General features: G+C 29.1%; 15 protein-coding genes. 1 reads left to right on the top strand and 14 read right to left on the bottom strand.

Features of this window, described 5'->3' with window-relative positions:
- Positions 1-7: 7 nt before the first annotated feature.
- Positions 8-1,504 carry a lipoprotein gene (locus tag EDD60_RS13750; RefSeq protein WP_066450044.1) on the bottom strand — a complete coding sequence of 499 codons (1,497 nt, stop codon included), beginning with the start codon at positions 1,502-1,504 and terminating at the stop codon, positions 8-10.
- 101 nt (positions 1,505-1,605) lie between these two features.
- Here EDD60_RS13750 and EDD60_RS13745 point away from each other — a divergent pair, with 101 nt between their 5' ends.
- Positions 1,606-2,145, top strand: coding sequence for a nitroreductase family protein (locus EDD60_RS13745; RefSeq protein WP_066450043.1), 540 nt, complete (start codon positions 1,606-1,608; stop codon positions 2,143-2,145).
- 15 nt (positions 2,146-2,160) lie between these two features.
- Here EDD60_RS13745 and EDD60_RS13740 read toward each other — a convergent pair whose 3' ends face one another.
- The 13 genes from EDD60_RS13740 to EDD60_RS13680 form a co-directional block, all read right to left on the bottom strand.
- On the bottom strand, positions 2,161-3,153 hold the full coding sequence (locus EDD60_RS13740) for a LacI family DNA-binding transcriptional regulator (RefSeq protein ID WP_066450042.1): 993 nt from the start codon (positions 3,151-3,153) through the stop codon (positions 2,161-2,163).
- Between the two features lie 122 nt (positions 3,154-3,275).
- The gene (locus EDD60_RS13735; protein WP_066450040.1) at positions 3,276-3,494 is read right to left on the bottom strand and encodes a DUF6465 family protein; all 219 of its coding nucleotides are present in this window, start codon (positions 3,492-3,494) and stop codon (positions 3,276-3,278) included.
- Between the two features lie 237 nt (positions 3,495-3,731).
- Positions 3,732-5,555: a translational GTPase TypA gene (gene typA, locus EDD60_RS13730; protein ID WP_066450038.1), complete on the bottom strand. Its 1,824-nt coding sequence runs from the start codon at positions 5,553-5,555 to the stop codon at positions 3,732-3,734.
- Positions 5,556-5,708: 153 nt separating this feature from the next.
- Positions 5,709-6,416, bottom strand: a complete 708-nt coding sequence (locus EDD60_RS13725) for a hypothetical protein (RefSeq protein WP_066450036.1) — start codon at positions 6,414-6,416, stop codon at positions 5,709-5,711.
- Positions 6,406-7,170 (bottom strand): MurR/RpiR family transcriptional regulator, encoded by a 765-nt coding sequence (locus EDD60_RS13720; RefSeq protein WP_066450034.1) that lies wholly within the window; start codon positions 7,168-7,170, stop codon positions 6,406-6,408. Before EDD60_RS13720 ends, EDD60_RS13725 begins: the two co-directional genes overlap by 11 nt.
- 148 nt (positions 7,171-7,318) lie before the next feature.
- A complete protein-coding gene (locus tag EDD60_RS13715; protein WP_132226505.1) occupies positions 7,319-8,857 on the bottom strand; it encodes a prolyl oligopeptidase family serine peptidase in 1,539 nt (512 codons plus the stop codon).
- Between the two features lie 166 nt (positions 8,858-9,023).
- Positions 9,024-9,761, bottom strand: coding sequence for an alpha/beta hydrolase (locus EDD60_RS13710; RefSeq protein ID WP_132226504.1), 738 nt, complete (start codon positions 9,759-9,761; stop codon positions 9,024-9,026).
- Positions 9,762-9,771: 10 nt separating this feature from the next.
- Positions 9,772-10,323 (bottom strand): hypothetical protein, encoded by a 552-nt coding sequence (locus tag EDD60_RS13705; RefSeq protein ID WP_132226503.1) that lies wholly within the window; start codon positions 10,321-10,323, stop codon positions 9,772-9,774.
- A 2-nt stretch (positions 10,324-10,325) separates the two neighbouring features.
- The gene (locus EDD60_RS13700; RefSeq protein ID WP_066448467.1) at positions 10,326-10,895 is read right to left on the bottom strand and encodes a hypothetical protein; all 570 of its coding nucleotides are present in this window, start codon (positions 10,893-10,895) and stop codon (positions 10,326-10,328) included.
- Between the two features lie 12 nt (positions 10,896-10,907).
- Positions 10,908-11,555: an SGNH/GDSL hydrolase family protein gene (locus EDD60_RS13695; RefSeq protein WP_066448469.1), complete on the bottom strand. Its 648-nt coding sequence runs from the start codon at positions 11,553-11,555 to the stop codon at positions 10,908-10,910.
- 51 nt (positions 11,556-11,606) lie between these two features.
- On the bottom strand, positions 11,607-11,921 hold the full coding sequence (locus EDD60_RS13690) for a branched-chain amino acid transporter permease (RefSeq protein WP_066448472.1): 315 nt from the start codon (positions 11,919-11,921) through the stop codon (positions 11,607-11,609).
- Positions 11,914-12,603, bottom strand: coding sequence for an AzlC family ABC transporter permease (locus tag EDD60_RS13685; RefSeq protein WP_066448476.1), 690 nt, complete (start codon positions 12,601-12,603; stop codon positions 11,914-11,916). The genes EDD60_RS13690 and EDD60_RS13685 overlap by 8 nt, the downstream gene beginning before the upstream one ends.
- Positions 12,596-13,240: an HAD family hydrolase gene (locus EDD60_RS13680; RefSeq protein ID WP_066448479.1), complete on the bottom strand. Its 645-nt coding sequence runs from the start codon at positions 13,238-13,240 to the stop codon at positions 12,596-12,598. Before EDD60_RS13680 ends, EDD60_RS13685 begins: the two co-directional genes overlap by 8 nt.
- Positions 13,241-13,554 lie beyond the last annotated feature (314 nt).

Genomic DNA, 13,554 nt, shown 5'->3' with positions numbered 1-13,554 from the left:
TGTCTCCTTACTTAATTACTTCACCATCAATTCTATAATAGTCATGACCTACCTCAAAATATCCCTTTGAATTTAAAGTCACTTGCCCTTCTTTAGAAAAGATTTCTTTCATTTCATCATCAATATCATAAACATAAGATCTTCCATTTTTACCTAAAATCAAATAATTATGATCATCATAACTTACAATAGGTTTTTCTGGTAAATCAATATACTCAACAGGTAAAATCTTTTCTCCTGTTGAATCTATAATCCCAAAAGTTCCACTTTCATTATAGACTGCATAATATGAACTGCCTATGTACTTAATTTGGTAATAATAAGATTTTGTCAAAACATCGCCCTTATCATTAATCAAAGAATAACCTTTATCATTTATTTTAACCACTGCACACTTATCAGAGTTAAATGGTTCTGCTTCCATATATGTTTTATCAATAACTTTTTTACTATTGAAATTATAATATTGATATCCTTTATTTCTTACATAAACAGGGAAAATTTCTGAATAAACAAGTTTAGCTTCAGGATATAATTGACAATTTTCTAATTCTCCTGTTAATTTCCCTTTGTTGTAAACTTGATGAGGACCATAAATATCAGAAGAACGATTTACATAAGTCACTGATTTTAAATAATAACTATTTAATAAAACTGGTACCCCACCAATTGGATAAGCATACATTTTATGTTGACTTGTTAAGATAATATTTTGTTCTTCATCAAAATAAGCATCATTGATTCCAATTGTATTTTGGAAAACTTGTTGACGATTGAAATCAACATAAATCATACTCTTTAATTTTTCATCATTTAAAATAATTCCATCTTGATTTTGAGCTAATATTTTATAAGTTCCTTTTTGTTTTAAATCTACATCTATATCTTTTTGATCTTCTTTCGTTGTAAAATGATAAAAATGATTTGTCTCATTAAAACCAATCACAACTGAAGAACTATATTTATAACGACTGACATATTTAACAGCCTCTTTTCCACGATATAATTCTTCTCCTTCATGATACAAAACAATATACTCATTATCTTTAAAGATAACAGGTAATTCACTCTTTAAAATAGCCGTTTGACTATCAGCTTGATATAATACCTTTCCTTCACCATTTAAAACATATAAATTACTTTTAAGATAAGGATCAACAGTTGCTTTTTTCGTATCTTTATCCTCTTTTTTGACTTCTACTTTCTTAGTCGCATAAAACATTTGGTCAACAGCTTCTAATGTCTCATAGACACCTGCTTCGATGATTGGTTCACCCTCAAATGAAATAACACTTTTTTTATCATCTCTATCAGTAACTAAATATCCAACACCTTTAACTTCTTGAAATGTTTTATAATTATAATTTGTAAGTTGTTTTCCTTTTTGATTATATAAAGCATAGAATTGATCATCTCGTGTTAACATAAAAGTTGTGTCTTTATTTTTGTGTGAACAACCTGTTAATAAGACAATAGCTAATAATCCTACTAGTAGTTTTTTCATACATGCCCTCCTTTATATCGACATTAGTATACCACAAATCATTGTATTTAGCATTGTTTTTTCAATGAATAAGACTATAATATGGGTAGAGGTGATTAAGAATGAATGAAACATTAGAAACAATATATAAACGTAAAAGTTGTCGTGATTATTTACCAGATCCACTTGATGAAGAAACTTTAAAAGCTATCTTAGAAGCAGGTATTCAAGCACCTAGTGCGATGAACAGACAACAATGTGAGGCTTTTGCTGTCACAAATAAAGAGCTAATTGATGAATTAGTCCATGAATTAAATGTTGTCTTTGCCGAAAGAGGCGAAAAGAAACCTGAGAATTATCATTGTGCCTATCATGCGCCTGTGCTAGTGATTGTAAGTGGTCCAGAGTATGAAAGCCGTCGGATTGAAGATGGTAGTTGTTTGCTTGAAAACATTTTTCTTGCAGCAACAAGTTTAAATGTTGGTAGCTGCTGGATTAATCAATTAAGAGATACGCAAAATGTAGAAGAAGTGAGAAACGTTTTAACGAAGATAGGATTACCTGTCAATCATCAAGTTGTTGGATGTGCGGCATTAGGCTACGTTAGAAACGAAGGTCCACGTAAAGAGAAAAAACTCAATAGATATCATATTATAAAATAAAAAGCTGTGATTTAATCACAGCTTTTTTACACTTTCTCCTTTGATTAATTGATAGCCAATTAATTGTGTTTGCGCAACTGGTTCTTTATGAATCAATTGAATCATTGTTTTTCCGGCCATTTGTCCAGCCAATTCATTATCATAACGAATTGTACATAAACTTGGTGTAACAAGTGATGACACTTCATATCCTCCAAAACCAATCAATGAAATATCATCTGGAATCTTTAATCCTCTTTCCATAATTTCTTTATAACATGCTAATGCAATATTATCAGTAGCACAAATAATTAAACTTGGTTGATGATTTGTTAAATACTCATGAATAATACGACGAGAATCAGTAAAAGAGAAGTTTGTTTCTTTCACTGTTACATGTTTTACTTGATGATCTTTCAATGCATCTAAAACACCTTTTTTCCTTTGAACACCAACAGCTTCATCTTTTTGATTAACACCTAAATATAAAACATTTTGATGATTCATACTTGCTCCATATTCTCCAACATCATAGCCTGCATGATAATCATCATAAATGATTGAAATACCCCCTTTAAACAATTGCGCAACTGTTAATATAGGAATATCTAATTTAGCAGCAATCTGTTGATGTGTCATAGTGAGAGTTGTCGCAAGTAAAATAATACCATCTACATTCATACGCCACAAATGTTCTATAAAGGCAAGTTCTCTTATTTCATTATGATTTGTATTCATGATAATTGTTGTATACCCACTATTTTTTAAATACTCATCAATTGCCATTAACATTCTTGATGAAGTAATTGAATCTAGACAAGGTGCAACAATTCCTATCATATGACTATGCTTTGCTTTCAAACTTTGTGCCACAGCATTTGGCTCATAATGATACTCATCTATAATTTTCTTTAATTTTTCTCTTGTTTCATCTTTGACATAACCACCATTAAAATACCTTGAAACAGTACTTTTTCCAACTCCAGCCATTTTGGCTATATCACTCATTGTTAATTTCTTATTTTCCATATTTCTATCCTCATGTATTCATTATACAAGAAAACTTTTCCCTTGCAAGTGATAAAACAAAAGAAACCATCATTACGATAGCTTCTTTTTGTGGGTATATTTGTTTTAAGTAATATTAAGAATTAATCGATGAATAGTGGTTCTTTATTTCCCACAACATCACCAGTTTTTGTTGTTGCAACATAATAAATTGAACGATCTTCTGGTTTATAGTAAACCTCTAATGTATCAATAGTTGTCATTTTAACACCTTTTGATTTAACATCCTCTTTGACTAATTTTTCAATATCAGTCGCTTCAACGTTTTTATTATTAAATTGTACTTGTAATTTTAGTTTCACTATCTGTCCTCCTTAATCATATTATAAATGAAAGCGATTACTTTTTCAAGATATTACCCCCATTTATTACTGATAATATACCACCTTTTTATTCAAAACACAAACTTTATTCCATATTTTGTTATTTTCCTATACAATTATGTGATATTTTTAGGTTATAACGTTATATTTCCAATAACTTTGTCATTTTTTAGGGTATTTTATCAACACTTCTTATTGAAATGGATAGCCATTTGGCTATCCATTCATCTTTTTCGTATAAGCTTTTCTTCTTTCATTTTCTGTTAATAAACGTTTTCTTAAACGAATATTGACAGGTGTAACTTCTACTAATTCATCATCATTAATATAATCTAAGCATGATTCCAAGTTAAAGAAACGAGGTTTCTTTAATACAACTGTTGAGTCTTTTGTAGATGAACGTGTATTTGTTAATTGTTTACCTTTTGTAACATTAACAACTAAGTCATTATCACGACTATGTTCACCAACAATCATTCCTTCATAAACATCAACACCAGGACCAACAAACATAACTCCACGATCTTCTACACTACCTAAAGCATATGCAGTTGTTTGTCCTGAATCAATAGATACTAAGACACCTAATTGTCTTTCACCAACAGTATCACCTTCCATTGGACGATAATCTAAATAAGAATGGTTAATAATTCCATATCCTTTTGTCATTGTTAAGAAATTTGTCATGAAACCAATTAATCCACGTGATGGAATAATATAATGAACTTTTGTCATCCCATTATCAGATTCCATATTTTCTAATGTACCACGTCTAAATCCTAATGATTCAATAACACTACCAATACATTCATCAGGTGCTTCAATAAAGACTTCTTCATATGGTTCACATTTTACCCCATCAATTTCTTTAATAATAACTTTTGGTTTAGAAACTTGTAATTCAAAACCTTCTCTACGCATATTTTCAATTAAAATAGATAAATGTAATTCTCCACGACCTGAAACAATCCATTCTTCACTATTTGGAATTCTTTCAATCTTTAAAGAAACATCTTTATTTGTTTCTTTAAATAATCTTTCTTCTACTTTACTTGCAGTTACAAATTTACCTTCTTTTCCTGCAAAAGGTGAAGTATTTGTTCCAAACACCATTTGAATTGTTGGTTCATCAATCCGTAATAATGGTAAAGGTTCTTCTTGCCCAATTGTACAAACAGTTTCTCCAACTCCAATATCAGAAAGACCAGCAATCGCAACAATATCTCCCGCTCCTGCTTCTTCAATTTCAATTCTATGCAATCCTAAGAATCCAAATAATTTTTGAATTCTAAATTGTGTTTTTGTTCCATCAGCACGTAAGCATACAACAGATTCATTAACTCTAATCTTTCCTCTTTGTACACGGCCAACTCCAATACGTCCAACATAATCATTATAATCTAATAAAGCTGGTTGGAATTGTAATCCACCTTCTTCATCAACTAATGGTGCTGGAATTTCTTTAATAATCATATCAAATAAACAATCCATATTATTAACTTGTGTTGATAAATCAGGATCTAAGCTTGAGGTTCCCATTAATGCTGAAACAAAAACTGTTGGGAAATCTAATTGATTATCATCAGCTCCTAATTCCATAAATAATTCTAGAATTTCATCCATAACTTCATTAATACGAACAACTGGTCTATCAACTTTATTAATAACAACAATAGGTTTAACCTTTGCTTCTAATGCTTTCTTTAAAACAAAACGAGTTTGAGGCATTGTTCCTTCATAAGCATCAACAACAAGTAAAACACCATCTACCATGTTCATGATACGTTCTACTTCTCCACCAAAGTCTGCATGGCCTGGTGTATCCATAATATTAATTCTATAATCTTTATAATTAATTGCTGTATTTTTAGCTAAGATAGTAATTCCTCTTTCTCTTTCAATGGCATTTGAATCCATTGCTCTATCAGCAATCTGTTCATTATCTTTTAATGTTCCAGATAATTTTAATAATTGGTCAACCAATGTTGTTTTTCCATGGTCAACGTGTGCAATAATAGCTATATTTCTAATGTTATTCATCAATTTCGCACTCCTTTTCGACTTTTAGATTATAACACAATTATACCAAAACACAACAATAAATATATCGCTGTAATCAACGTTTTATTATTATTTATAAATTTATTTAAAATCTCTTTCATAACATTTTATCGTGAGCGGTTACAAATCTTCTTAGTTATTCTCTACACTTAAAAGAGCATAGATTTTTTCAAAGGCTTGACATAATTGAAAAATAAGATCACTTACATTACTTGATGGTTTAATTTGTAGAAAATATTCCTCATTTTCTTTCTTATCTACCATCTGTCCTATATAAATATAAGAAATATCCTGCTTTCTTAAATAATCTATAACCTCAATATAATGTTCAAAAATATTTGCAAGCAATTCTAAATTTGTTTTATATAAAGAAACATAAATAACAATATCCTCTTGTGAAACACAAAACTCTTGTAAAACATCAATCGGTCTACTATTTTTAAATTTCATAACAAATTCTATACCAATATTAAAAAAGATTTGTTTATATATCAATAAAGGTGTCATAGAATTTTCATCTCCAATAACAACAATTCTCTTTTTATTCTTTAAAACCGGTTTTAAATGAATAACTTCTTCTAATTCCACATTATTCTTATAAGGATGAACTTTTGACATTTCAAAAAACAACTGATATTGAACATCAGTAAAATTACGATATCCTAAAGTTTTACAAAACCTTGATAAAGTCGATTTGGAAACTGGAATTTCCATGAGAACCTCATTCATTTTATAATTCACAATATTCTTCCAATTATTCAATAAATAAGTACTAATCAAATATTCATTACTATCATGATCACTAATTGTTAGTAAAGTATTTAATTGCTCAACAATCATAATAATCCCTCGCATATGTATAGACAATTTCTTGTAAATAATAATCTAAAATCATATTTTCTAAAACTTCATCAAGTCCCATTGGTATTTGTAAAAACATCCCATTTTCTTTTATATAATCTTTATTTCCAATCATTAATGCTTTGGGATGACGAGCCATTATATGTTCCATTAAATCATCATTAAGATCTACAATCCTCCCACTCATTGTCATAATAATAACAAAATCATCTTCATTAGGAACAAAAAATCTTTCTAAATAAATAGAATCTTTAATTGTCATTTTTTTCATTACACAAAAATCACCTTGAAATCTTAATGCATTAGAAATCATTTCATCAGAACCAATTAATACAATTCTTTTTGATTTTAAAATTGTTTCACAACATTGTTGAATAATAAAAGCTGATGCATTCACAACTGTTTGATAGTCATTTGAACTTAAAAATGAATAAAATGTTGATTCAACTTGTTTATAATCTTTCAATTTAATACGATATTGCATTTGACTCAATCTAATCACAACATGACTAGCAATTAATTGTTTAAAAATAACAAACTTTTTAAACCCAAAAAGTTTAAAAAAACGATTAAAAGTAGAAACAGATACATAACATTCATCAGCTAAATCTTGAACACTCATTTTATCTAATTCATGGCAATGTGAAATTAAACAATAAGCTATATTATAATTTGTATCACGTTCATCTGGATTATTAACAAATTGCAAAAGTGTTGTTATAAAGTTATTCATAATATTGTCCTCTACTATCCCTTTAATATGTATACATTATATACATTTTCACATATTTATTTCAAGATATATTTATTTTGACAGCATTCGACAATATGTTTGTTTTCCTTACTAAAAAACTTAGGATTTTTCTCCTAAGTTTTCTACATTAATTTTCTTTACTTTTTCTTTTAACTGCTACGAATCCACCCATAGCTACAACAAGTAATAAACCATACATAGCAATTGAATTGTTATCGCTTGTTTCTACTTTTCCAGGTTTCACATTATCAGTTGGTTTTTGATTGTTTTCAGCTTTTTTATCTTGAACATAAGTTGCTGCCCAATTCATGATATGTTGACCTTTGGCATCTTTTGGATTGTTGTTTAATGTATAAATCCATGACCAGTGATCACTATATTTTACTACTGTTTCTACTCCGTCTTGATCATAATCTTCAGCAAATTCTAATTTTCCGACTGGTCTTTCTACACCAAATGAATCTGCTTTGTTTTCTTGATCAACTGTCTTATATAATGATAATTTATATTTTCCATCTGCTGTTTCTTGAGTTGTGAAATCTGAATTTAATTTTTGTGCTACTTTTGTTGTTGTTAATTTTTGTCCTTCTGTAAGAATCTTGAACATACGTTGTGAACATGCTTCTGATTCTACACTTCCATCTGTTTCTCCTTGAACTAGCCAGATAGCTGTCTTTGAGTCTCTGATTCCTGCAAGTTCTTTATCTGTTGGTGTTTCTCCACCTCTTAATCTTGCAACATCCAATGCTGGACAGTTAATCATTGCTGCTTGGAATAAATTTGGATATGCAATTAACATTCTTGTTGTCATGTATCCTCCTGCTGAACATCCTGATACGACAACTTTTTCTGGATCGATGTTATATGCTTTCATAACATCCTTGATTTCATTGTAAGCTTTCTCTAATAATTTATCGCTTTGTGCATAATACCATGTTTCTGGTGCTTGGAATGCCATGACATTTGCACCACCAAAGATTTCTTGTGCTTCATCGCTTGCCCATGCAACAGTTCCTCGGTTGGCTAACATTTGTGCAACGTTATTCCCAGTACCGTTTAAATCTCCTTCACCATTTCCATGGAACCAAACGATTAACTTATCAGAATCTTTTGCTTCATAGAATTGATAGTTGATACCATCTTTGACTTTAACTGATTTGAATTTTTCTGTTTCTGCATCCTTGACACTGTTATCACAAGTGTATGTAGCATTGATATCAGCTAAATCTCTACCATCAACAGCTGTTGCTTTGATTGGTTTGTTTTGAGTGATTGTATACTCAAGTTTAGCTGGATAGTTTCTACCTTCACTTAACCAAGTCAATGTTGCTCCTTCAGATTCATCGAAGTAAACAGTCACTTGACTTCCTTTTGTTTCTACCTTAACAATTTTACGATCTAAATCGTAATAAGCATTTCCTTTGTTTTCTCCAATTTGAACAATTGATTTTGCATGAACTGTGAATGTATCCTTATCAACACCTGATACACGTTTGTCTGCTCCAAAATCAATAATCATTTTATTAACGACTTGACCTGCATCTGTAATTCTAGCGTATAATTGGGCTTTATAGCTATTATCAGCTTTAACAGGAACACTTAAAAATGTTGTTAATGCAATTGCTGTACTAACAACCAATGCAAATAATTTCTTCAATCTTTTCATGACCTTTCTCCTCCTGATAAAAGTATATCAGTTTTTACAGATATTGATTATTCCATAATTGATATCTCGTTTCTCATTTAGATATATAACTTAAATTTCTATAAAAAGTGTCACAAAATGATTCTTTTTCCAACCATAAGGGTATATCCATTAAAAAAAACAGATACTATTTTGTATCTGTCAAAAAATGATAAGATAAATCTATAACTTCTTGAATATGTTCTAACTTATCAAAATTATGAGTAGCTCCTTGAATAGGATAAAAAGCTGCTTGATGAAAACCTTTTAAATACTTTTTTGATATTTCAAAAGGCACCGTTGTATCATTTGTACCATGAATAATCATTAATTGATTTTGATAAGTATCTAAATTCTGATAAAAATCTCTTGCTGTTATATCCTCCACAAACTCATGAGATATTTCAAATCCATTATGATCATAAAAATCAGCTTCTACAACATTCCCTTTTAAATATTCTACAGCTTGTGGCAGATTAAATGCAGGTGCCCATAAACACATCTTAGAAATATCTTGAGGATAAAGTTTTGCCAATTCACTAGCAATTGCTCCACCCATTGAATGACCTAATAAATAAATATCAGTAACAGCATCTAATGCTTTCACTTCATTTAAAATCATTTTGGCACATGTTAGCTCATCTTGGAAAGTCATATCTTTAAAACTCAAATCAGATTCTCCGCTTCCTAGAAAATCCATTCTTATACTTGCAACTGAGTGTTTTTCTAAAATTCTGGATAAAGTTGTATAAGAAAACTTTGTTCCTGTATTACAGCCAGTAAAACCATGAAAAATAATGCATATTGGATATTTAGGTACATTAGGAATATGAATAAATCCTCTCATTATTCCTTTAGATGTGGGTATTTCATAATATTTTTGCATAATAACTCCTTTAAGAAAAAGATATGGATTGCATCATACAATCATCTAAATATTCTCCATTTTTATCAAATGGACTAAAATTAACCGTGTCACTATCAATAATTTTAAAAATATATTGTTCATTATTGATTGGGATATCATCAATAACATGATGACTAGAACGTAATAGATCAATTTTTTGTAATGTATTATCTACAAAAATAAATTGAAGCAAATCTTTATCTGCATGAATACTTATACATTCATTTTCACTATTATTTATAGAAGTTTCATAATAATCTTCAAATCTAGACGTATTTCTTATTTGTTTAAAAATATATAAAAACTTATCATTTTCATAATTTCCAACAACCATACAATAACTATGATTCTTGCATTCAAGTTTATCCCATGCAACAATTGTTATCTTATTTGATGAAGTCTTTTTGATATCGGCAATTGTATCTAAAACTTGTTGTTGTGTATCAAAAACATATCCAGTCTGTTGCTTCATATATAAACCAGCACCTAAAATAAATAATGCAGCTGATAGATATATTATTATTTTTAAATTTTTCTTCATAATTATTGAGTCGTGTAATTATATACAATATTAATTAATTCCGGATTCAAATCAACATGATCGCCAAATGAATCGTAAGCTTCTATTTGAACATCCTGATTTTCTCCCAAATATTCAATAATAAATTTTTGATTTGACACGACCTCTCCTCCTATTTCATAATTACCTGCTGTTATATCAATACTATTAATCATCCCAAACACATTAGGAATACAAACAATGTTATCCATTGGTGATAATGAAATCACATATGCATTTTCTGAACTATCAGGAAAAGATACATAATGAAAATCACTCTCATATTTACCTTTACTATTTTGTTCAAAAGTAAATAGCTTATATGTATTTTTATAAAAAGTAATTATAAAATATAACGACTTATCACTATCAATTGCAGCAGAATATGAAATTTCTTCATCATCCACATTAACATGAAAAACTTCTTGAATTGCTTTCTTTATATTTTCATCAGTATCTAATGTATATCCTGATTCAAGTTTCATATAAACACCTGCACCAATCAATCCAATTGCCATTACCAACGCAATAACAACTTTTATCCATTTTCCCATCTCAAACACCCCTTACAATTGTTTTTTTACTTCATCACTTAAAGCTTTATAACCATCATCATTGATATGTAATCCATCGATATAATATTTTTCCAATGGTTGTCCATTTTCACATAATGCTTGATAAACTGATATAAAATGAACATATTCATAAGGAATAACACGTTGATACTCCTGTTCAATCATCTTTAATATATCATTACTACGGATTCCTTGTTTTAATACCTGATAACCATGAACATTTTCTAAACATGGTATACAACCTACCAAATGAATTTGACATTCTGGTAAATTATAATGAATAATCTCTACCATTTCTTTAACATTTAATGCTATATCTCTTGGACTTGACATAACTGTATTTCCTAAGTCATTTGTTCCAATCATTAAAAAGACTTGACTTGGCTGATATTTGATAACCCCTTCATCAATGAAATGCAATAACATATCTGATGTGATTCCACCAATCCCACAGTTATGGGTATTCTCAAACTCACCAAACCATTTTTTAAGATGACAATATTCAGTAATAGAATCTCCATAAAAAACAATTCCATGAGGTTCAATATATTTATGTCCAGCTATAATTTGTAACATTCTTTTAAGAATTGACTCTCTTAATTGATACTGATTTGTATCATATTTCATATTTTCTCTCACAAGCTTCACTCCTTATGTTTCTATTATAACAAAAAAGTGTCCTAAAGACACTTAAATAAATAAAACCTGAACACATAACATATAAACAATTGTTCCACCAAAAATAGATAACAAAGTATTTCTTTTCCACAAATGTAAACCAATAACAGCTAAAACCCCTAATATCTCACAAATACCATGATTGCCACTTAATAAATCAACACCCTTTAAACAATAAACAACAAGCATTGCCATAATTGCAAAAGGTAAAACATTTCCTAAATATTCAATAATAGGGTGAGTATGATTTTTAAATAAAAGAAATGGTAGTAAACGTGTTAATAAAGTAACAAAAGCAATCACTGCAATTAATAATAAATCATGCATTTTCTTTTCCCCCTTTTTGATAAAGGATAATTAAACTCAATAATATCCCTATCATTGAAGGAATAATAAAAGATTCACTACCAAAAATAATTAAACATAAAATACTTATGATAAAACCAATATATGTATAAAGATGTTTCTCATTTGTTAAAAATTGTTCTAAAACAATAACAACAAACAAAGCCGTCATAGCAAAATCTAATCCAGTTGTATTGATTGTAATCAAAGAACCAATCAATGAACCAACTAAACTTCCAACAACCCAATAACATTGATCAAAGAAAGAAATTAAAAATAAATAAATCTTTTCATGACAACCCTCCGGTGTTTGAGAGGCAACCAATAGTGAGTAAGTCTCATCTGTTAAAGAAAAAATCATATAAGGTTTTAATTTACCCATTCCTTCAAACTTCTTAATCATTGATAGACCATAAACCAAATGTCTCGCATTAATAAGTAGTGTCATAATCGCTCCACTAATAAGTGTTGCTCCGGAAGTTAATAAGTTAATCGCAACAAATTGCATACTTCCAGCATATATAAAACAACTCATTAACAAAGCATAAATCACACCATATCCTTTACTCTCCAATAACATTCCAAACGCCATTCCTAAAACAATATATCCCATCATTACTGGAATAGTTGTCAAAAAAGCTTCTCGCATATCCTTTTTATACATTCTCTATAACTTCCTTTAATTCCTTTAAATTCTTTGCAATATATTCACAATCATTATTTTCAAATTCTTCTTTACTTCCATAACCATATAAAACACCAACACATTGTATTCGATTCAAATGTGCTCCAATCACATCATGTTTACGATCTCCTACCATCAAACAATCATCAACATTAAGTTGCTCTTGTTGTAAACAATAAGCTATGACATCTTTTTTATTCTTTCTCGTACCATCCAACTCAGCCCCATATATTCCTTTAAAATACTTCGTCAAACCAAAATGCTCAATTATTTTTTTAGCAAAAATATAAGGCTTACTTGTACAAATATATAAATCTTTTCCACTATCAATAAGAGATTTTAAAAAATCTTCCATTCCTTCATAAACTTCATTTTCAAACAAACCTATCTGAGAATAATATTCACGATATTTTTCTACTGCCTGCCAACTTTTTTCTTCATTCATTCCATAATACTTTTGAAATGATTCATCTAATGGCGGACCAATAAAAACTGTTAATTCATCTAAACCATTAATTCTAATATCAAATGAATTTAAACTATAAGCAACAGCTTTCGTAATTCCTAAAAAAGGATCCGTTATTGTTCCATCTAAATCAAATAATATATTTTTCATAAGCTCACCTCTTTTTTTAATTCATTATAGCATAATTTTATATAATAATATAACTTCGTACAAAAAAAGAATCGAAACATTTCGACTCTTTTTTAGAATACATATTTTTAAGGGAGATTTTATGAATTCTATTATTCTTTACACTTTTAATATACCGTGTCAATATGAACCATGTATGAACATTATTTGTAATTGTTGTGAACTTATAATGAAATATCACCCGAGTTTCGAAGCATAATTTTGCAAAACCAATTAGACCATCTCCTCAATGTGTTGATTATATCTAGTATTTTAGTTATCTGAGATACTTTTTT

It is taken from the genome of Longibaculum muris (assembly GCF_004343035.1).
In the GTDB taxonomy this organism is placed as follows: domain Bacteria; phylum Bacillota_I; class Bacilli_A; order Erysipelotrichales; family Coprobacillaceae; genus Longibaculum; species Longibaculum muris.
This window is presented reverse-complemented; position numbering and strand designations above follow the sequence as displayed.

Bases quoted from the DNA above. Each gene is read 5' to 3' on its own strand.
- EDD60_RS13750 (WP_066450044.1), bottom strand. From the start codon at position 1,504: ATGAAAAAACTACTAGTAGGATTATTAGCTATTGTCTTATTAACAGGT.
- EDD60_RS13715 (WP_132226505.1), bottom strand. From the start codon at position 8,857: ATGAAAAGATTGAAGAAATTATTTGCATTGGTTGTTAGTACAGCAATT.
- EDD60_RS13705 (WP_132226503.1), bottom strand. From the start codon at position 10,323: ATGAAGAAAAATTTAAAAATAATAATATATCTATCAGCTGCATTATTT.
- EDD60_RS13690 (WP_066448472.1), bottom strand. From the start codon at position 11,921: ATGCATGATTTATTATTAATTGCAGTGATTGCTTTTGTTACTTTATTA.
- typA (WP_066450038.1), bottom strand. From the start codon at position 5,555: ATGAATAACATTAGAAATATAGCTATTATTGCACACGTTGACCATGGA.
- EDD60_RS13700 (WP_066448467.1), bottom strand. From the start codon at position 10,895: ATGGGAAAATGGATAAAAGTTGTTATTGCGTTGGTAATGGCAATTGGA.
- EDD60_RS13720 (WP_066450034.1), bottom strand. From the start codon at position 7,170: ATGAATAACTTTATAACAACACTTTTGCAATTTGTTAATAATCCAGAT.
- EDD60_RS13685 (WP_066448476.1), bottom strand. From the start codon at position 12,603: ATGTATAAAAAGGATATGCGAGAAGCTTTTTTGACAACTATTCCAGTA.
- EDD60_RS13680 (WP_066448479.1), bottom strand. From the start codon at position 13,240: ATGAAAAATATATTATTTGATTTAGATGGAACAATAACGGATCCTTTT.
- EDD60_RS13725 (WP_066450036.1), bottom strand. From the start codon at position 6,416: ATGATTGTTGAGCAATTAAATACTTTACTAACAATTAGTGATCATGAT.
- EDD60_RS13740 (WP_066450042.1), bottom strand. From the start codon at position 3,153: ATGGAAAATAAGAAATTAACAATGAGTGATATAGCCAAAATGGCTGGA.
- EDD60_RS13745 (WP_066450043.1), top strand. From the start codon at position 1,606: ATGAATGAAACATTAGAAACAATATATAAACGTAAAAGTTGTCGTGAT.
- EDD60_RS13710 (WP_132226504.1), bottom strand. From the start codon at position 9,761: ATGCAAAAATATTATGAAATACCCACATCTAAAGGAATAATGAGAGGA.